Source organism: Mesorhizobium sp. RIZ17, assembly GCF_051127865.1.
GTDB lineage: Bacteria > Pseudomonadota > Alphaproteobacteria > Rhizobiales > Rhizobiaceae > Mesorhizobium > Mesorhizobium humile.
Map to the genome: position 1 here is coordinate 3,011,874 of NZ_CP147861.1, position 18,284 is coordinate 3,030,157.

Annotated in this window: 18 protein-coding genes; 6 read left to right on the forward strand and 12 right to left on the reverse strand. The window is 59.9% G+C overall.

Annotated elements, in window-relative coordinates; genetic code table 11:
• Positions 1 to 7: 7 nt before the first annotated feature.
• From WDX12_RS14545 to WDX12_RS14590, 10 genes are all read right to left on the reverse strand, one after another.
• Entirely contained in the window at positions 8 to 202 is a 195-nt protein-coding gene (locus WDX12_RS14545; RefSeq protein ID WP_027056561.1) for a 4Fe-4S dicluster domain-containing protein, read from the reverse strand.
• A 32-nt stretch (positions 203 to 234) separates the two neighbouring features.
• Entirely contained in the window at positions 235 to 1,716 is a 1,482-nt protein-coding gene (gene nifB, locus WDX12_RS14550) for a nitrogenase cofactor biosynthesis protein NifB (protein ID WP_434725313.1), read from the reverse strand.
• A gap of 249 nt (positions 1,717 to 1,965) precedes the next feature.
• Entirely contained in the window at positions 1,966 to 3,726 is a 1,761-nt protein-coding gene (gene nifA / locus WDX12_RS14555; RefSeq protein ID WP_434725314.1) for a nif-specific transcriptional activator NifA, read from the reverse strand.
• A gap of 158 nt (positions 3,727 to 3,884) precedes the next feature.
• Entirely contained in the window at positions 3,885 to 4,184 is a 300-nt protein-coding gene (locus WDX12_RS14560) for a ferredoxin family protein (RefSeq protein WP_109671357.1), read from the reverse strand.
• 12 nt (positions 4,185 to 4,196) lie between these two features.
• Positions 4,197 to 5,504: an FAD-dependent oxidoreductase gene (locus tag WDX12_RS14565; protein ID WP_172234396.1), complete on the reverse strand. Its 1,308-nt coding sequence runs from the start codon at positions 5,502 to 5,504 to the stop codon at positions 4,197 to 4,199.
• An 11-nt stretch (positions 5,505 to 5,515) separates the two neighbouring features.
• Entirely contained in the window at positions 5,516 to 6,619 is a 1,104-nt protein-coding gene (locus WDX12_RS14570) for an electron transfer flavoprotein subunit alpha/FixB family protein (RefSeq protein ID WP_143976578.1), read from the reverse strand.
• 20 nt (positions 6,620 to 6,639) lie between these two features.
• Positions 6,640 to 7,491: an electron transfer flavoprotein subunit beta/FixA family protein gene (locus WDX12_RS14575; protein ID WP_434725315.1), complete on the reverse strand. Its 852-nt coding sequence runs from the start codon at positions 7,489 to 7,491 to the stop codon at positions 6,640 to 6,642.
• Positions 7,492 to 7,674: 183 nt separating this feature from the next.
• On the reverse strand, positions 7,675 to 8,058 hold the full coding sequence (gene nifW, locus WDX12_RS14580; RefSeq protein ID WP_434725316.1) for a nitrogenase stabilizing/protective protein NifW: 384 nt from the start codon (positions 8,056 to 8,058) through the stop codon (positions 7,675 to 7,677).
• Positions 8,039 to 9,295, reverse strand: coding sequence for a cysteine desulfurase NifS (gene nifS, locus WDX12_RS14585; RefSeq protein ID WP_434725317.1), 1,257 nt, complete (start codon positions 9,293 to 9,295; stop codon positions 8,039 to 8,041). Before nifS ends, nifW begins: the two co-directional genes overlap by 20 nt.
• Positions 9,296 to 9,819: 524 nt before the next feature.
• Positions 9,820 to 9,975, reverse strand: coding sequence for a hypothetical protein (locus WDX12_RS14590; protein ID WP_154674715.1), 156 nt, complete (start codon positions 9,973 to 9,975; stop codon positions 9,820 to 9,822).
• Positions 9,976 to 10,009: 34 nt separating this feature from the next.
• Between WDX12_RS14590 and WDX12_RS14595 the strand changes: the two genes are divergently transcribed.
• The 4 genes from WDX12_RS14595 (at position 10,010) to WDX12_RS14610 (ending at position 13,525) form a co-directional block, all read left to right on the forward strand.
• Entirely contained in the window at positions 10,010 to 11,905 is a 1,896-nt protein-coding gene (locus WDX12_RS14595) for an ABC transporter ATP-binding protein (RefSeq protein ID WP_434725636.1), read from the forward strand.
• Positions 11,906 to 12,357: 452 nt separating this feature from the next.
• On the forward strand, positions 12,358 to 12,561 hold the full coding sequence (locus tag WDX12_RS14600; RefSeq protein WP_434725318.1) for a CCE_0567 family metalloprotein: 204 nt from the start codon (positions 12,358 to 12,360) through the stop codon (positions 12,559 to 12,561).
• On the forward strand, positions 12,558 to 12,875 hold the full coding sequence (gene fdxB, locus WDX12_RS14605) for a ferredoxin III, nif-specific (RefSeq protein WP_434725319.1): 318 nt from the start codon (positions 12,558 to 12,560) through the stop codon (positions 12,873 to 12,875). Before WDX12_RS14600 ends, fdxB begins: the two co-directional genes overlap by 4 nt.
• On the forward strand, positions 12,872 to 13,525 hold the full coding sequence (locus tag WDX12_RS14610) for a nitrogen fixation protein NifQ (RefSeq protein ID WP_434725320.1): 654 nt from the start codon (positions 12,872 to 12,874) through the stop codon (positions 13,523 to 13,525). Before fdxB ends, WDX12_RS14610 begins: the two co-directional genes overlap by 4 nt.
• Here WDX12_RS14610 and rpoN read toward each other — a convergent pair.
• Complete coding sequence (gene rpoN / locus WDX12_RS14615) at positions 13,522 to 14,973, reverse strand: RNA polymerase factor sigma-54 (RefSeq protein WP_434725321.1); 1,452 nt, start codon at positions 14,971 to 14,973, stop codon at positions 13,522 to 13,524. The two genes, WDX12_RS14610 and rpoN, sit on opposite strands and share 4 nt — an antisense overlap.
• A 74-nt stretch (positions 14,974 to 15,047) precedes the next feature.
• Positions 15,048 to 15,593, reverse strand: a complete 546-nt coding sequence (locus tag WDX12_RS14620) for a peroxiredoxin (RefSeq protein WP_434725322.1) — start codon at positions 15,591 to 15,593, stop codon at positions 15,048 to 15,050.
• Between the two features lie 1,293 nt (positions 15,594 to 16,886).
• Between WDX12_RS14620 and WDX12_RS14625 the strand changes: the two genes are divergently transcribed.
• Both WDX12_RS14625 and WDX12_RS14630 read left to right on the forward strand, forming a co-directional pair.
• Positions 16,887 to 17,030 carry a hypothetical protein gene (locus tag WDX12_RS14625; RefSeq protein WP_434725323.1) on the forward strand — a complete coding sequence of 48 codons (144 nt, stop codon included), beginning with the start codon at positions 16,887 to 16,889 and terminating at the stop codon, positions 17,028 to 17,030.
• 17 nt (positions 17,031 to 17,047) lie between these two features.
• Positions 17,048 to 18,265 carry a cytochrome P450 gene (locus WDX12_RS14630; RefSeq protein ID WP_434725324.1) on the forward strand — a complete coding sequence of 406 codons (1,218 nt, stop codon included), beginning with the start codon at positions 17,048 to 17,050 and terminating at the stop codon, positions 18,263 to 18,265.
• Positions 18,266 to 18,284 lie beyond the last annotated feature (19 nt).

The following is an 18,284-nucleotide window of genomic DNA, read 5'->3' on the forward strand; positions in this document are numbered from 1 at the left end:
ATGGAGGTCAGGCGGGGACGCAAGTCTTCGACACCGGACATACCGAGGCGCATTGCTGCGTTTCGAAGGTCCCCTCGCATTCGGTGCACTTTATCGGATCGATCACGTAGGTCTCGCCCTTGAACTTGATCGCGCCCGAAGGGCATTCAAACTCACAGGCACCGCACTGGGTGCATTGGGAAGCGATGATCTTAAAGGCCATTTTCAACTCCAGTTCGGTTAGAATGAGGCGGCTCAGGCCGTCGCAGCCAGTGGCTCACTCCCAAACTCGGCGGCGTAAAGCGCGCCGATGGCGGTCTCGATGTAGTCATACCCGTAGGCATCCGTTGCTCGGATCCCACCTTCCTTGAGACGATCCTCGGGGCAATTTCCAATTCTCGCGCACAGCACGATGTCTACGCCTTCGAGCGTAGAGATGACGCCGTCGAGGCTCTTGTCCTCGGCCCGGCCGCCGAGGCAATACTGCTCGACCTTGCGATGACCGACGAAGCTGATCCCTTTCGGCGAGGCCTCATAAACCTGGAATTCCTTCGCATGGCCGAAATGTTCGTTGATGCGGCCGCCACCCTTGGTCGCCACCGCGACCAGAAGCGATTTGCCGGAGCCCGCGGTCTTGACCATCCCGAGCGCCTCGCTCTTGGCCGCCATGCGGTCGCCCCGCTCGCGCGCGACCACTGCCCGATATGTCTCGCGCTTGCTGGCGTCGTACGTGACCTTGTCGGGAAGCCGGTCGAGCGTGAATTCCTGGCCACGATCCTCGCCGAGCAGGCCGACAGCATCGGCCCGGCACTGCCGGCAGTGGCGCATCAACTTGGCGCCGCCTTCGAGACGATCCTGAAGCGCCTTCAGCTCCATTGCCTTGGGGCCGCGCTGCCCGCTCAGGCCGTAATGCGTACCGTGTGCCGGGTCGGAAATCAGCGGCATGACATTGTGCAGGAACGCGCCGCGCTCCTTGACCCATTTATTCACCTCGATCAGGTGCTCATCGTTTACGCCGGGGATCATCACCGAATTGATCTTGGTGAGGATGCCGCGCGCCGTCAGCATCTCCAGCCCCGACATCTGTCGTTCGTGCAGGATCGTGGCTGCCTCAACGCCGGTATAACGGCGGTTGTCATAGAAGATCCACGGATAGATCTTGGCACCGATCCGCGGGTCGACCATGTTGATGGTGATCGTCACGTGATCGACATTCATTTCGGCAAGCTCGGCGACGCGGTCTGGCAGCGCGAGCCCGTTGGTTGAGATGCACAGCTTGATGTCGGCGATTTCCTTGGCGACCCGTTCGAATGTCGCCTTTGTGTTCTTCCAGTCGTAACAGGCATCGCCCGGTCCGGCGATGCCAAGCACGGAAAGCTGCGGCACTTCGTTGGCAACCCCGATCACCTTGCGCAGCGCCTGGTCGGGCGTCAGCCTTTCCGAAACCACCCCAGGCCGGCTTTCGTTGGCGCAGTCATATTTGCGATTGCAGTAGTTGCATTGAATATTGCAGGCTGGGGCGACCGCCACATGCATGCGCGCGAAATAGTGGTGCGCTTCCTCTGAAAAGCAGGGATGATCCTTGATCTTCTCCCAGACAGCCGAGTCCATCTCGTGCGGCTTTGCGGAGGAGCCGCAGGATGAAGATGCGCAGGCACCGGATTTCGCTCCCGCCGGCAACTGATCGAAGACTGTCGTGCCGGAAAGGCTCTGTAGCGAAATCATCGGTGCGGACATCGAACGGCTCCGTGCGTGGTGTGAACATCGCACTTCAGAGCGCAAGAGATATGCCAACTCGAAAAGCGGTCTTTATCCGTCATGCTGGCTTTACGTCGGCCTTTTGTGTCCAATTGTGTCCGTTTCCTGCGACACGGTTTTGTCAGGTCGCCGACAACGGTCAAAACCAACGCGAAAGGTACCGTCTTGTCTCAGTTACGCCCAGTGCGGGGAGCAACCGCGCTCCCAAATGTGGTGTCATCAATGGCGTTAGAACTTCTTCACTTCGATATGATGCCGGCGCAGAGCATAGCCGACCTGCCGCGGCGTGAGACCGAGGAAACGAGCCGCCTTGGCCTGAACCCAGCCGGCTTTCTCCATCGCATCGATCAGTCGGTCGCGTTCCGTCAGACGCTGGTTCATTGCTGGGCAAGCTGGATGGTTGGGGTCGCAGGTCTCGCCGGGCGATGCCTCATTCTGGGAGGGGCCGACTCGCATGGCAGGCAGCGGCGATCCAACCGGCATCATATTGCCACGTGCGCACTCGTCGACGGCATAGGCGCCGTGCGAACGGCCGACTCCTTTCCACAGAAGCGAAGACAGGCACTGGCTGTTCTGGCAGGCGAAATCCGACGCAGTTATTGTCATTGAACGCGCAAGTGTGGCCGTCCGTCGCACACAATTCTCCAACTCACGCACGTTGCCAGGGAAATAGCATTGCGACATCAGGTCAAGCGCCGACGGCGTGAAGGCAAGATCGCGATGGTTCTCCTTGTTGAATCTATCGAGGAGAGCTTTGGCAAGGCGTGGAATATCGCCCGGCCGCTCTCTGAGGGGAGGCAGGACTATTGGCACCACATTGATGCGGTAATAAAGGTCGGCCCTGAACTCTCCATTCCGGACAGCCGTCTCAAGGTCCTTGTTGGTGGCGCATATGAGCCGCACGTCAACTTTTAGGGTCCTGGTGCCGCCCACTCGCTCCAGTTCTCCTTCCTGCAAGACGCGCAATAGCTTGGCTTGAAAGGCAGGCGAAATCTCGCCGATTTCATCAAGCAGCAGGGTTCCGCCATTCGCCAATTCGAACCGGCCGGCGCGCTGCAGGATAGCTCCGGTGAAGGCGCCCTTCTCGTGGCCAAAGAGCTCCGATTCCAAGACGCTTTCGGGCAGTGCGGCGCAGTTCAATTTGACGAAGGATTTCTCCCTCCGATGTGAAAGCCTATGGATGGCCTGTGCAAAGAACTCCTTGCCGGTACCGCTTTCGCCTCGCAGAAGCACGGTGGAATTGGTCCTGGCCACGACCGAGACGATCTCCAGCACTTGCTTGAGTGCGGGACTTTCTCCGATGATTCCGTCGACCTTGACATGCGGATGTCGGGCCGGATGGGTCCTGTCCTCGTCGAGCGACTGCTCTGGTCTCGATTGCTTCTCGATAAGTCGCTGACCAGCTGTGCTCAAAGTGCGATGCAGGCGAATGGTCCGGCCGACCAGATTGGCGACCATGGCCAGGAAACGTAAGTCCTCCTCGTAACGGAACTCGGTGGTACCGTTCCTGACCCGGTCGATCGACAGCGTCCCGAAGATCTTTTCCTCAGCCTTTAGCGGGACACCGATAAACGCAGTTGCGATCGTGCCGCTGGTCGATTGAGGATCTGCCTGAAACAGCTCCGACGTGCTTGTGTCTTGTATGACGATCGGCACTCCAGTAGCGACAATTTTGTCAATTACGGCCTGGGGTATGACACTGCCGATGGCTGACTGAGGTACAGCGCCGCCGGTAGTTGCGCTAATCTGCGGCTCTCCTTCAGCGTCCAGGACGACGATTGCGCCATGACGCATTTGCACAAACGAGGAGAGGATATTCGCGACATTGGCAAGCGTGATCTTCAGCCGGGTCGGGGCAGTCAGAATCTTCGATATCTCGTAGATTCCCCTGAGCAAGCTGTCCGCATTGCGCGCCGCTTCGACCGCAGGTTCAGGCGGGGTGTTCCGAGATACAATTTCACCGACCTGATCTGGAAGCATGTGAGCCATGCAAACACCTCAAGGGTTGTCCAAGGTGCTCCTCCCAAGCCCTTTTTTGTATTTCGAGTTCCAGAAACATAGTATTTTCAGCTTTTCGGGCAATTGTGAACAATATTGGCGGTCTTGTCCGCAATTGCGAGCCTCTCGTTTCTCGCTCTTTGCGGCAGTTATCCAAACTTGAAGAGAACGCCAAAGCCGCCGCGCGGGTAATTCCATACGATCTCACCGCTGGTCTCGCACAGCACGCGACAGGTGCCGCATTCCATGCAGCCGTCGGAAGTCGTCTCCACCTGTCCCTTGTCGTTCAACTCATAGCACTTGGCCGGGCAGATGTGTGTCAGCGCGAGCAGGTTCGCGCTCGGTCTCTCGTGCGGTCGCACTTTGATATGCGGGCGGCCCGGATCGACCAGATAGCGGTTCTGATAAAGCTTCTCCTCGACACGTAACTTCGTCACGGCCATCGTCATCCTGTTTCTCCTTCAGCGCCACGCGAGTGCCAGGCGGACCACATCGCTGATCAGCCCCCAGCGCGAACGCGCCTTGATGAAGGCAGCAGTGGTCGCCTTTTCCTTCTCGATTTTCGGGGTGCCGTCGACCCGCATGAAGTTCTGCGCGGCCTGCGACATCAACTGCGGGTAAGTCATGAAGAAATTGCGGGAATTGGTGTGTATCAGGGCCGGCATGTCCTTATATTTCATCAGGTCTTTGACTACAAAGGACTTGTCCAGCATGGTCTTGTAAAGGGCGAGGTTCCTCCTGATCATCGGCTGGTTGCGGCCCTTGATCTCAATGATTGCCTCGCCCGCGATGCGGCCGGAAGTCATGGCGAGGTTCGAACCCTCGCGGTGGATAGCGTTGTTCAGTTGGGCGGCATCACCGACCGCCACCCAACCGTCGCCGAAGAGCTGCGGAATTGCCTTGTAGCCACCTTCGGGAATGAGATGCGCGGAATACTCCTTGACTTCCGAGCCCGCGATCAGCGGCCGGATCGAAGCATGGTTTTTGAAGGCGTCGAGGAGGACGTAAGGGCTCTCCATTGTCTGGGCGAAATCGGAGACGAGGCAGCCGATGCCGAGAGAGATCGACTCCTTGTTGGTGTAGAGGAAGGCCAGTCCGGCCATGCTGCGGGAAATCGTGCCCGCCGCTTCGATCACGCAGCCTTCGTCGCCCTGGAGGCCGAACCGCTGCTCAATGACCTCATCGGGTAGAAAATGCATTTCCTTGACAGCGAGCGCCACGCTTTCTGGCTTCGGCATCTTGCGCAGACCGGCCCGTGTACCGAGCAGCCCGTTGACACCTTCTGCGAGCACGACGACGTCCGCGTAGATCGGCCCGCCAGCCCGGTCGGTGCGCACGCCGATCACCTTGCCGCTGGCACTGCGGACAAGTTCGGTCACCGTCGTCTCGCACAGCACCGTCGCGCCGGCTTGGCGCACCTTGCGCGAAAACCACTTGTCGAATTGGGCGCGGATGATCGTGTAGCGATTGGGCTTCGCCTCGTTGAAATCGTCCGATCGATACTGCATCCCGGTGTGGGAGGTGTCGTCCATCACCCAGAATCGCTGCTCGACCAGATGCCGCTCGAGAGGTGCATCATCCCGGAAATCCGGAATGATTTGCTCCAACATGTCGGCGTACATGATGGCGCCCTGGACATTCTTGGAGCCCGGATACTCGCCGCGCTCCAACTGCAGCACCGTCAGGCCCTGGCTTGCCATGGTGTAGGCGGCCGCGTTTCCGGACATACCGGCCCCGACGACGATGGCGTCGAATTCTTCCTCGATCATGGCCGTCTCCCTTAGCTCGCAAGCTTGTCGTGGCTATGCGGCGACAGCCGCCGGGTGAAAGCTTCCGTCAATGCCGGAAGGAAACGGATTGCATCGGTGACGATGCCGAGGTGGGCAAAGTCGAAGATCGGGGCGTTCGGGTCGGTGTTGATGGCTACGATCAAATCAGCCCCCTCCACGCCAACCCGATGCTGAATGGCGCCGGAAATCCCGGCCGCTATATAGAGCTTTGGCCGGATGGTCTTGCCCGTTTGGCCAACCTGCCGATCGGCCGGCATCCAGCCCTTCTGGACCAGCGGGCGCGAACAGCCATATTCGGCGCCGATTGCCCGCGCTAGATTCTTCACAAGCTGCAAATTCTCCGCTGAGCCCAGACCGAGGCCTCCGGCAACCACGATGTCGGCGTAGGCGAGATTTGCCTTTGCCGATTGGCGATCGAGGTTGAAGCCAAGGACTTTGGTGATGATCTCTTCCTCGGTCATTGACAGCTTGTGCCGGATGACACGCCCGACCGGCTTATCCGTCCGCGGTGGCATGGCCATAACCCTCGGTCGTACGGTGGCCATCTGCGGCCGGTAGTTGAGCGTATAGATCGTGCATAGCAAGGAACCGCCGAAAGTCGGACGGGTCGCGGCGAGCGAACCGTCGACAACATCGAGTTCGGTACAGTCGGCAGTGAGCCCTGTCAGCAAGGTCGTCGCTACTGAGCCAGCGAGATCCCTGCCGAGCGTGGTCGCACCAAGAAGCAGGATCTCCGGCTTGTGGGTATTGACCAGATCCGTCATCGCCTTGGTGAAAGGCTCGTTGCGATAGTCGGCAAGCAACGGTGCCTCGACGAGATAGACAAGGTCGGCGCCGTAAGCAAAGGCCTCGGCAATGGCATGCTGCGTGGCCTCACCCGGCGGTCCGAGCACGATCCCCGCAAGCTGCATGCCTAGCTTGTCGGCGAGCTTGCGGCCTTCGCCAAGCAGTTCGAAGGACACGGGATGGACCTCGCCGCGTTCCAGTTCGATGAAAACCCAGACGTGCCGATAGTCCCTAAAGTGCTCAGGCAATTCCCTCTTGATGCCGGCACGGCCGGCGGAAGGAGGGGCTTCGCGGTTCGCGTTCGACATCATCTCTCCTTGCCGTCCCGTCACTGGCCGCCGTCGAAGGCGAGTTCGTGTTCCAGCGCTGGCTGGCGGGTAAAGATTGCGGCGATCAGTTCGTCAGCGAGGTCGTGCTGCGTCTTGTCGGTCATGTCGATCTGCGTCGCCTTTTCCGCCCGCGTGGTTGGGGCGAAAACGCGCTTGACGACCGTCGGCGAGCCGCGCAGGCCGCATTTGTTAAGGTCGTCAATGCCAGCTTCGGCCGCGCTCCATTTCACGATCTGGCTGCGCGCGGCGCGCATGGCGTCGTCGAGCGAGCCCCTGCGGATTTCGTTGGTGCCTTCCAGCATTGTGACGAGGCAAGGCAGTCTGCTTTTCAGCATCTGCGTACCGCCTTCCGAACGGCGCTTGACGGTGATCTCGCGCGCATCGACATCGATAGAGTCGATCTTCGCCACATAGGTGAACTGCAGGAGGCCGAGGCGCTTGGCGATGCCGGGCCCGACCTGGGCGGTATCGCCATCAATCGTCTGCTTGCCGGCGAAGACGATGTCCGGCGCGCCGAAGGTCTCGCCAATTCTCACGATTGCCCGATAAAGCGCGAAGGACGTCGCCAGCGTGTCGGAGCCGGCAAAACAGCGGTCGGTCAAGAGTACCGCGCGGTCGGCGCCATAGGTGAGCGCCTTGCGCAGCGCATCTTCTGCCATCGGCGGACCCATCGTAAGCACGGTGACCTCGCCGCCATGGGCGTCGCGCAATCTCAGTGCCTCTTCGAGGGCGAACAGGTCGTAAGGGTTGATGATGGTCGGCACGCCCTGGCGCATGATCGTGTTCGTCACCGGGTGGACACGTATCTGCGCGGAGTCCGGCACTTGCTTGATACAGATTACAATGTGCATTGCGTCTTTCTCGGCTCCAATCCGCAAGCGGCCCTGGCGTTCGTCTCCTTCGCAGCATCATTCGTGCCAACCGTTTTGCGTTGCTCTGTTCCCTTTGACATGGGGTTGGTTTGTTCCGAAGGTGCCGTCGTGATGACCGGGTTTGTCGGCTTTTCGACCTTGTCGCGTCGCACTCGTGTCGCGTTATTCTGTCCCGAACCGCCTCAGGATCGACTCGAACGGGACAAAGGTGTGGTCCCGAGTGGCCGGTTTGTCGGGATCGTGCTCTTTGAGCACCTTGAAGACCCGGTGGGTGAGTGGCGAGGATGTCGCGAAATCCTCATAGGCGCGTTCCAACGTCGCACGCGCCCGCGCGGCGATCACCCCATCGGGAAGACCGGCGAAATCCTCTTCAGCGAGATATTGGCCCATGCGCTTCAGGATATGCAGCCGTGAGACATTGAGTACCTCCGGATCATAAGAGATGCCAAGGACTGCGAAGAACTCCTCCGCAGCCGACAGGCTCTTCAGCCGGGCGAGGATGTCGGTGACATCGATGGCACGACTTTCAGCGAAACAACTGCGCATCGCATTCTCCTGGGCCGGAAACGGTGGTCGGGGTTGCGTCGTCGCCCAGGCCCGGAGCTGATTGAAGTCCTCTGGCCTGGCTGGCAGATGGGGAAAGCTCACGCAGCTTCTCAACGATCCCGGGCATGACCTCGAGCACCCGGTCGACGTCCTCCTCGCCGTTGTTGCGCGAAAAGGAGAAACGGATTGCGCCGTGTGCCGCATTATTGGGGATATTCATCGCCACCAAGACGTGGCTCGGCTCCAGCGAGCCGCAGGCGCAAGCAGAGCCGGAGGAGCAGGCGATGCCCTCGCGATTGAGGAAATGCAGTATGCCCTCACCTTCGATATCTCCAAAGGCGATGTTTGCGGTGTTCGGCAACCGCTTTAGCAAATCGCCGGCCACGAAGGCGTGTGGGATGCGCTGGAGAAGTTCCTTCTCCAGGCGGTCGCGCAACGCCTTTACCCGTGTGTTCGCGTCGTCCATGAATTTCAAGGCAAGATCGGCTGCCACGCCGAGGCCGACGATGCCTGGCGTATTCTCCGTACCCGCGCGGCGGTTGCCCTCCTGGCGTCCTCCCTTGATCAGCGGACAAAAGCGGACGCCCCGCTTTACATAAAGTGCGCCGACCCCTTTCGGTCCGTGTAATTTGTGACCAGACAGAGACAGCATATCGATTGCCGTCGATTTCAAGTCGATTGCAAGCTTGCCGACCGCTTGCACCGCGTCGGTATGGAAAAGGGCGCCGACTTCCTTGGCCAGCTCTGCAAACTCCACCACCGGGAAGATGGTTCCGGTCTCGTTGTTCGCCGACATGATCGAGACGATCGCCACGCGCGGGGTGAGGGCGGCCTTATAGGTGTCGAAGTCGAGCCGGCCGTGGTGATCCACCGGGATCCTATGCACCTTGATGCCGCGCGTCTTCTCAAGGTCGGCGCAAAGCGTCAGCACGGCCGAATGCTCGACTGCGGAAGTCACGATCTCTGTGCGCTCAGGCATCACCTCGAGCGCCGAAAGCATTGCCGCGTTGTCGCTTTCCGTCCCGCCCGAGGTGAAGGTGATCTCGTCGTCGAACTCCGCGCCGATCAGCGTTTGCACCTGCCGGCGCGCCTTTCTCACCGCCGCCCCGGCGGCAGCGCCAAAATCGTGGCTCGACGAAGGGTTGCCGAATTGGTCGGTAAAAAACGGCAGCATTGCTTGAACGACTTCAGGATCGACCCGTGTCGTTGCGTTGTTGTCCAGATAAACAGGTCTCATGGATGTGATCCTTCTCCTGAGCGCAATCACGCAAAGCGCACGCCCGGTCTGTCATGATGATGATGATGGTTAGCCGAAGGAGTTGCCGCGGCCACATTCGGCCTGCGCGCTTCTTGGCGCCGGCGCGGCAACCTGCCTCGACCTTGGTGCGCCAGCGTTGCGCCAGCTCGGCCCCCGGCAAGCGGTCTTTAGGCCACGGCGTTTTCGGTGCGCTGGATCATGGACTGTCTCTCCTTCAGGCCGGACGCGTTCGCGAATAGCTACGCATGGACCGTGCCAAAGAAGGGAATCATTTCAAAACAACATGATGGCTCCAGCACTGCTATGTCGCATTTCCGACATCGGCGGGAATTGTTCAACGCGGAACGCCGTTGAATCGGGCGGGCGTAGATTCCGCCTCGCGTGAGGAGCAGTCCTGTCGGGCCGTCGCCAAGGATGCCCGCGCGACGAGGCGTCCTGTCGGGTTTGTCGAGTGCGCGACACGGCACTGTTACGCCCCCGTTGCCCTGCTGAGATCTCGTTTGTCATTGTAGAATATGCAGAAAATTCTTCTGAGCTTCTTTCTGAGCCTTTGGCGCGGCTTTTGCGGTTCTCTCCTCGTAAGGCAGCGCGTGGCCGCGGCCGATATTCATCTCGCGGGTGACATCGCGATCGATGGAACGAAGGAAAGAAAGCAACATGTCAGCTCCAGATCAGCCACCCGCATTCCGAGCGATGTTTTCGTCCTCACGCAGACCTTCCATTTCGGGTTTCTTGAGACCGAGCGGCCTGCTGCGCTCGTACAAAGCCACGCGGCGTTTTCACATCGATCTACGCGGCGCCGCCTTTCGCGACGTTTTCGCCTTCACCATGCGCCACTGGAGCAGGCAACCGGTCCGGCTCCCGATCATCATGCTCGCGGTGCTTGTCGCAACGCTCCTTGACGTTCTGACGCCGCTCTATTCCGGACGGCTCGTAAACGCGGTCGCCCAAGGAGCGGCAGCCGACGCCGTCGTGTGGGATGCGGCTCTTGCGGCCTTTTCAATGTTGATTGCGCTCGCACTCGGCGCCGTCGTCATGCGCAACATCGCCTTCATTGCCGTCAATGACTTCATTCTAAAGATGATGTCGGACATCGCCAGCGACGCGTTCCATCGCGTCCAGCGCTTTTCGACCGATTGGCATGCGAAAACCTTCGCCGGCTCTACGGTGCGCAAGATCACGCGCGGCATGTGGGCGTTCTGCCTCCTTAACGACACGATCCTTCTTGCCTTGTTCCCGTCGCTCATCATGCTCGTGGGGTCGAGCGTTCTGCTCGGCTGGTATTGGCCGATGATGGGGCTGATCATCGCTTGCGGCTCGGTTGGCTATGTGGCGCTGATCATTGTCCTGTCGCTCGGCTATGTGGCGCCAGCCGCAAACCTCGCCAATAACTGGGATACGAGGCTTGGCGGCTCGCTTGCGGACGCGATCAGCTGTAACGCGGTGGTCAAAGGCTTCGGCGCCGAGGTGCGGGAAGATCATCGCCTGGCGAAAGTTATCTCCAAGTGGCGGCACCGGACCCTCCGGACCTGGGTGCGCGGGACGGTCAGTGCTGCATTCCAGGGGATCATGCTTCTTGCGCTGAGAGCGGCTTTGATCGGCTATGCCTTATTTTTGTGGTCGCGCGGCCAGGCTACCCCAGGTGACATCGCCTTGGTGCTCGCCTCTTTCACCGTCCTGTATGGCTACTTGCGTGATGTTTCCATACACGTGCGCAACATCCAGCGCTCTGTAAATGAGATGGAGGAACTGGTCCAAACCTACAGCCAGCCGCCCGACGTGGCCGATGTTCCGGGCGCCAAGCCGATCGGGATCACGAAGGGTCACATCGATTTTGAGAGCGTCCATTTCCACTACGGCAATCATTGGTCGCCCTTCTACAGCGACTTGTCGATTTCGATTGAGGCCGGCGCACGGGTCGGTCTGGTCGGCCCCTCTGGCTCCGGCAAGACCACCTTCGTCAAGCTCATCCAGCGGCTTTACGACCTGGATGCTGGACGAATCTTGATCGATGGGCAGGACATTTCGCGGGTGACGCAGGGTTCGCTGCGCTCGCAGATCGCGATCGTACAGCAGGAGCCCCTCCTGTTCCACCGCTCGCTGGCCGAGAACATAGCCTATGGGCGGCCGGGTGCTTCTCGGTCCGATGTCGAGCAGGCGGCGCGGCTCGCCAGCGCGCATGACTTCATTGCGCGCCTGCCGAACGGCTACGGTACGCTGGTCGGCGAACGCGGCGTGAAGCTCTCAGGCGGCGAGCGCCAGCGTGTGGCGATAGCGCGCGCCTTCCTCGCCGATGCCCCGATCCTGATTCTGGACGAGGCGACATCAAGCCTCGACTCGGAATCGGAGGTGCTGATCCAGAAGGCGATGGAGCGGCTCATGGTCGGGCGCACCACGCTCGTCATTGCGCACCGGCTCTCGACGGTGCGGGCACTCGACCGGCTGCTTGTCTTCGACCGTGGTTGCATCACCGAGCAGGGCGACCATGCCGCGCTGATCCGTCGCGACGGCATGTACCGCCGCCTGTTCGAGCGGCAGGCCTTGGAACTGACAAAGGGGTGGAATGAGACCAATGTGCAACACGGTTGAACGGGGCGTGAATTCAGCTTGCCTCCCTAGCAATCCTGTCGGGCCGTTCCTGAAAAGGCGGCCGCAACCTGTCGTCGGGCTTGTCCAATTCACGACATGCCTGGAGCCGGCCTGTCTTCATGCCGCGCTCTTGAGCAAACCCATGAATGGGATGACGACAACTTTTTATGAGCTGCGTCCTGCGTTTGCGGGACGGCGCTTGAGGCTTCCTCCTGAGGCGGCAGCCGCCGCGCGATCATTTAGATCCTGGTTGATGCGATCAATGGAGCGAAGGAAAGCAACGCGCCGGATCCACGCGAGATCCGCCTTCTCTGGCATAGGGGCGTCGCCAAATCGACACCCTCACAATATGCGCTCACCGCCCGCGTCGACGTCGGGAACAAGATCTTGATTGTCGTCTGCGCTCAACCGCTCTTATGCCGAACTCGAAGGTGCAGGATACGGACCTGATCATGTCAGAGCTTGCGCTGTTGCAGAAGAAGGTCCGCAAGCTGCAGTCGCGCGCGGGAGCCGCCAAGATGGAATTGCACGACCTTGCCGAGGACCTTCCGGTCAACTGGACCGAGATCGAGGCAGTCGCCTGGAAAGCCTTCGAGGTTTTTGCCGAGTTGGATGCGGCAAAGGAAGAACTCGCGGCGTTGGAGAATTCACAATGACGGGCGCTTTTGTCACCCGCGACGGCTCTCCCTGGACGCCGCACTATCTGACGGCGATCGATGGCGCGACCTGCATTGGCTGCGGCCGCTGCTTCAAGGTCCGCTCGCGCGAGGTCATGCACCTTCATGGCGTCGATGACGCAGGCGAAATCCTCGGCATCTGCGCGGGCGAGGACGACGACTTCGACGGCGAGCTCAACCGCATGGTCATGATCGTCGACCATGCCGGCCGCTGCATCGGCTGCGGCGCCTGCGGCCGCGTCTGCCCGAAGAACTGCCAGACCCACCTTGCGGCCGACAAGCTTGCTGCATGAGCTGGGGACAAGACCAGCAGAACGGCGCCACATTCGCCCATCACCGTGGCTGTTTCAGCACCAGCCAATGGCCGCCGACAGACCAGGCGGCGGCGTTCGACCGGCATGCGCTTGCCTGTGTTTTCTACCTCGCGTTTGAGGAGGCCGAGGCCGGCAAGGCGACCGCGACCGAAGCAACCGGCCTTTCGCGTGCCGACCTGCGAGATGTCATGACACGCTATTTCCCGGCTGTTCCCGTCAACGCCTTCGCGCTGGAAAAGCTGACCGATCCCGAGCCGGATATGGAGGAAGGGCTTCTGCGCGGCTTGCTTATTGGGCATGCCAGGCCAGGCGATCCGGCGAGCACCCTCTTCGCCAAGATCATCGCCAGGCGCAGTTTGCGCAATGACCATCTGTGGCAGGACCTTGGCCTTTTCAATAGGGCCGAACTCAGCCGCTTGATGGCCAGACATTTCCCGGCGCTGGCGGCCGGCAACACCAAAAACATGAAATGGAAGAAGTATTTCTATCGTAAGCTCTGCGAGGCTGAAGGCTTTTCGCTATGCACCGCGCCCAGTTGTCAGGAATGCCGCGATTTCGAAAGCTGTTTTGGCCCGGAGGAAGGCGAAAGCCACTTGGCACGGATCAAGAACGGGTTAGCTTTGGATTAAGAGCCGCTTTCGTCGCCGCCGCCCGGGCTTGATTGGCATCGAAGCCGTACGCGCTTTTCCCGGCGACGTCGCGCGGAGGACGGGATGTTGAGCGCCTCACGATATTTCGCAACGGTGCGGCGAGCAATGTCGATCCCGGTTTCCTTGAGCCGGGTGGCGATGTCGTCGTCGGAAAGCACTTCGTTGGGCGATTCCACGGCAACCATCGCCTTGATTTGATGGCGGACAGCTTCGGCGGAGTAAGCGTCGCCGCCTTCCGAGGAGCCGATCGCGACAGTGAAAAAGTACTTCAGTTCGAACACGCCGCGCGGGGTCAGCATGTACTTGTTCGACGTCACCCGGCTTACCGTCGACTGGTGCACGTTGATCGCATCCGCGACAGTCCTGAGATTGAGAGGCCGCAGGTGGGCGACCCCATGTTCAAAAAAGGCGTCCTGCTGGCGGATGATTTCAGCCGCTACCTTGAGGATCGTCTTGGCGCGCTGATCAAGGCTGCGGATTAGCCAGTTCGCGTTTTGGAGGCATTCGTTGAGAAACGACTGGTCTTTCGAATTTTGGGCGCTTAGGCGGGAAACCTGGGCAAAATAGTTTTGGTTCATCAGCAGCCTGGGCAGCGTGTCTGGATTGAGTTCGATTTGCCACCCACCTCCGGGAGAGGGCTGGACCAAGACGTCGGGAATGATCGATTCAGGCCCTCCGGATTGGAATCGGTTTCCAGGCTTGGGATCGAGCGCGCGGATTTCGTGCAACATGTCGAGAAGGTCTTCTTCATCGACACCGCAATGGCGCTTCAATGTTTGAAAATCGCGTCGCGCCAGCGCTTCAAGATTGGCGACCAGCGCTGCCATTGCCGGGTCGAACCTGTCCAGCTGCCGCAATTGTATCTCAAGGCATTCGCTGAGAGTTCGCGCAAAAATACCCGGTGGATCGAACTGCTGCAAGGTTCCGAGAACCCGTTCCACAACAGCCTCTCGGACATTCAGGCTGCGGGCCAGTTCCGAAAGGTTCACCGGAAGGTATCCGGTGTCTTCCAGATGGCCGGCAAGCTCGCCAGCTATTCGCCGCTCCAGCGGCGCGAATGCGCTGAGAGCGATCTGACGAGCGACATGGTCGTGCAATGTTTCGATGGACGTCCAGGAATCTTCGAACGCATGGTTTCCCCCCTGTTGGACATTGTTTTTGCCGCGGATTGATTTCCACTGCGAGGCCCGATCCGATATTCCGCCCGTGGTCGGCCCGATGCGCGGATTCCCGGCCGAAATCGACGGAATGTCCTTCGGCGCCCGGTTTGAGGCCCGTTCCAGAAAGGGGTTCTTCTCGATTTCCTGCTCGACGAACTGATGCAGTTCGGGATGCGCCAGTTGCAACAGGCGAATGGATTCCATCATTTGCGGCGTCAAAACCAACGATTGCTTCTGACGCTGAAGCAGGCTTGCTGAGGACTCCATGGCTAGCGTGAAACTCCTACCGAGCGACCCTTCGCCTTGTGCAAGGGGATTTTCGAGACGTTGACTCGTCTAGATCAGGCCGTCACGGCTTTGGCGGCTCTCAGCGTTTCAAGGACGTTCTGCGGCGACGATACGCCATAGGGGTCGGCCTCGCAGTTGTCGCAGAAACCGTCCTCCTCGAAGCACTGCTCCACTACGCCATTGTTGATCACGGCAGCGTAGCGCCAGGAGCGCATGCCGAAGCCGAGATTGTCCTTGGCAACCAGCATGCCCATCTTGCGGGTGAACTCGCCCGAGCCGTCTGGGATGAGCTGGACTTTCTGCAGCCCCAGGGCCTTGCCCCAGGCATTCATGACGAAGGCATCGTTGACGGAAACGCAGTAGATCGCGTCAATTCCCTCCTTCTCGAACTCGTCGTAGAGCATTTCGAAATCGGGCAACTGCAAGGTCGAGCAGGTCGGGGTGAAGGCACCGGGCAGCGAGAACAGGATGATGCGCTTGCCGCGGAAATAGTCGTCGGATGTCTTGTCTTCCCAGCGGTACGGGTTTGGCCCCTCGATGGAATCATCGCGAACACGCGTGCGAAAGGTGACGAAAGGAACCTTTTTTTTGACGGTCATCAATGTGCTCCTGGAGGAAAACTGGTGCGCTGCTTTTTCGGTTGAAACTGACACGGCATCGACCGCGGCCGGCAATTCGGCCGGGCGCCGCGCGTTTTGTGTCGGCCCTGGATCAGCCATGGCAAAACCGCTCGCAAGCACGGGCGTCTGAAGAAACGAGCTCTCGATTTGCCGCGGCAACGAGAACGGTACGCGCTTGTACGGGGCGTCGCGATGTCAGCAATGGTCTTACTCCTGGCCACCTTGTGATGGGTTCTGCCGAGTACGACGCAAGCACCATGCCATTTGATTTTCAGGCTTGGGTTCACACTGTTTTTTGCAGCGACCCTCTTTGCCTTGAGCGGCCAGAACCATGCCTTCGCCGAGACCGAGCGCGCCCATAATCACCTGATCGTGGGCTCTGGGCGGAGGGGATCCCCTTTGTGGGTATCAAGCCGCGACCCTCTTTGTCCGAAGCTGGACAAAAATGTCGGAAGTCGGACCGGAGGGTCGCCAGGTCGCCGGCGCGGAGAACAGGTGGCTCGTATACGAAGCGAAAATCTGGGGCTCAAACTCGGAACGAGGGACAGGAGTCGATCGGGGTTACCTGACGAGGTCCCTATAGCCTCCGTTCTCAGGATTGAGACGGCTGACGAGCCCACGCGCTTCGCCCTATCGACGCTCGCGAGACAGCTTCGAAATCGACAATGGGTACAAAAAAGCCAGCACGTCCATTAGCAAGCTGGCCATGTGATTTTCTGAACCGCGCTTGCGTGAGGCGGGCACGGTCCCAAGGTGACGGAAAAAGCCGCCTTGTGCTCTCGGAGCATTTTGAAGCTGCCGCGACTTTGCTGTCGGGTTTGTCATGTCCGGGACACGGCTTTGCTCCGCCAGGCTTGCGGCTGCGCATTCGTTCAAGCTGTTGAATGATATGAAGAAAATCTCCTGCAGGGCTCTTTCCGCGCCGTCGGCACGACTTTTGAAGCTCTCATGTGAGACGGCAGGAGATACCGACTGGCGTCCATTCGTGAGTGATATCGCGCCCAAGGCAATGAAGGAAGACGACATGTCAGGTCAGCGTCAGTTCAGATTCTATCCGACACGGCATTGCCCGCGGAATGCAATATCGACCGGCGTGACTGGCGTCACCGTCACAACCGCCCGGCACCGGCCAATGGCCACCGATCGACCTGCAGATACGGTTCGACCAGAATGTGCTTGCTCCTGTCCTCTCGCCGGCGCTTGAGGAGACCGGCGAGCACTTCGGCGGCCAACCGGTCTTTCGCGTGCCGCGCTGCGGATATCCTCGAAGAGATGATCGACCCCGAACCGCTGTGGAGCAAGAGCTTCATTCCGGTTCGCCGTTCGAAGCTGGAAAACGCCGCGTCTCCGACGATTTCGCTCGTCGGCTCTTTAGATGACCAAGATGCCATGGTGCGCGGCCTGGTTAGTGGTTAGACGGCAGGAGAAATGCAATGGCGATCAACCCGGTTCCAGATCATGTCCCGCCCGAAATGGTGAGAGACTTCAGCCTGTTCACATCGCCAGGCATGCCACCAACGCCCAACGGGGATCCACACGCAGCCGTCGCTTGTGCCCATGACGGGCCTCCGATCTTCTATTCCCCCTACAACACGCAAGATGGCCGGGGCACCTGGGTCATCACCCGCGCCGCAGACCAGCGTAAGGTGCTGCAGGACACTGAAACTTTTTCCAGCCATCGCAGCATCTTCTCCTCCATACTGGGCGAAACCTGGCCGACGATCCCGCTTGAGCTCGATCCACCGGCCCATGGCGCATTTCGCTCACTGCTCAGTCCGCTGCTTTCGCCCAAGCGGGTGACGGCACTGGAACCGGCTGTCCGTGAGCGAGCGATAGCCCTGATCGACCGGATCACCGCATCGGCCACGAGCTGCGACGTCATGAAGGATTTTGCTTTTCCGTTCACTGTCAGCATCTTCCTTCGCTTTCTGGGGTTGCCGGATCAGGGACTCGATACATTTGTCGGCTGGGCGAAAGATCTGCTCCACGGCGACGATGTGGAACGACCTGTGGCTGCCCGCAAGATTGTGGCTTTCATCGATGAACTTGCAACCAATCGCCGCAAGGATCCGGTCGACGATCTCATGACCTTCATCGTGCAGGCACAGATCGAGGGCCGCCGGCTAACCGACGGGGAGATCCGTGGCATCGGCGTGCTTGTGTTCGTCGCGGGACTTGACACTGTCGCAGCAGCTATTGGCTTTGACCTGGCTTATCTAGCGCGCAACCTCAAGGATCAGGAACTGCTGCGCAGCGAACCGGACCGCATCCTGCTCGCAACCGAAGAGTTGCTGCGGGCCTATCCGCCCATTCAGTTGATCCGCGTGGCTACGAAAGATATCGACTTCGAAGGCGCGCCGATCCGAAAGGGGGACTATGTTTCGTGCGCCACGATGATTGCAAATCGCGACCCGGAGGAATTCGAATCCCCCAACACGGTCGATCTGGCGCGAGAGCACAACCCCCACGCCGCCTTTGGCTATGGTCCCCACCGTTGCCTTGGCTCACACCTTGCCCGGCGCGAGATTGTCATTGGCCTGGAGGAGTGGCTGGCGCGCATACCGACCTTCCGGATCAAGGAGGGTACAGCGCCCATCACCTGTGGCGGCCATGTGTTCGGGATCGAAAATCTGATCCTGGACTGGTCATGACCATCGCCGAACCATGCCA

Excerpts from the sequence above, each read along its gene's own strand:
- WDX12_RS14595 (WP_434725636.1), top strand. The coding sequence starts at position 10,010 with ATGTTTTCGTCCTCACGCAGACCTTCCATTTCGGGTTTCTTGAGACCG.
- WDX12_RS14610 (WP_434725320.1), top strand. The coding sequence starts at position 12,872 with ATGAGCTGGGGACAAGACCAGCAGAACGGCGCCACATTCGCCCATCAC.
- WDX12_RS14575 (WP_434725315.1), bottom strand. The coding sequence starts at position 7,491 with ATGCACATTGTAATCTGTATCAAGCAAGTGCCGGACTCCGCGCAGATA.
- WDX12_RS14630 (WP_434725324.1), top strand. The coding sequence starts at position 17,048 with ATGGCGATCAACCCGGTTCCAGATCATGTCCCGCCCGAAATGGTGAGA.
- WDX12_RS14570 (WP_143976578.1), bottom strand. The coding sequence starts at position 6,619 with ATGTCGAACGCGAACCGCGAAGCCCCTCCTTCCGCCGGCCGTGCCGGC.
- WDX12_RS14565 (WP_172234396.1), bottom strand. The coding sequence starts at position 5,504 with ATGATCGAGGAAGAATTCGACGCCATCGTCGTCGGGGCCGGTATGTCC.
- WDX12_RS14545 (WP_027056561.1), bottom strand. The coding sequence starts at position 202 with ATGGCCTTTAAGATCATCGCTTCCCAATGCACCCAGTGCGGTGCCTGT.
- nifA (WP_434725314.1), bottom strand. The coding sequence starts at position 3,726 with ATGGCTCACATGCTTCCAGATCAGGTCGGTGAAATTGTATCTCGGAAC.
- WDX12_RS14620 (WP_434725322.1), bottom strand. The coding sequence starts at position 15,593 with ATGACCGTCAAAAAAAAGGTTCCTTTCGTCACCTTTCGCACGCGTGTT.
- rpoN (WP_434725321.1), bottom strand. The coding sequence starts at position 14,973 with ATGGAGTCCTCAGCAAGCCTGCTTCAGCGTCAGAAGCAATCGTTGGTT.
- fdxB (WP_434725319.1), top strand. The coding sequence starts at position 12,558 with ATGACGGGCGCTTTTGTCACCCGCGACGGCTCTCCCTGGACGCCGCAC.
- WDX12_RS14625 (WP_434725323.1), top strand. The coding sequence starts at position 16,887 with ATGATCGACCCCGAACCGCTGTGGAGCAAGAGCTTCATTCCGGTTCGC.
- nifB (WP_434725313.1), bottom strand. The coding sequence starts at position 1,716 with ATGTCCGCACCGATGATTTCGCTACAGAGCCTTTCCGGCACGACAGTC.
- WDX12_RS14600 (WP_434725318.1), top strand. The coding sequence starts at position 12,358 with ATGTCAGAGCTTGCGCTGTTGCAGAAGAAGGTCCGCAAGCTGCAGTCG.
- nifW (WP_434725316.1), bottom strand. The coding sequence starts at position 8,058 with ATGCGCAGTTGTTTCGCTGAAAGTCGTGCCATCGATGTCACCGACATC.
- WDX12_RS14560 (WP_109671357.1), bottom strand. The coding sequence starts at position 4,184 with ATGACGATGGCCGTGACGAAGTTACGTGTCGAGGAGAAGCTTTATCAG.
- WDX12_RS14590 (WP_154674715.1), bottom strand. The coding sequence starts at position 9,975 with ATGTTGCTTTCTTTCCTTCGTTCCATCGATCGCGATGTCACCCGCGAG.
- nifS (WP_434725317.1), bottom strand. The coding sequence starts at position 9,295 with ATGAGACCTGTTTATCTGGACAACAACGCAACGACACGGGTCGATCCT.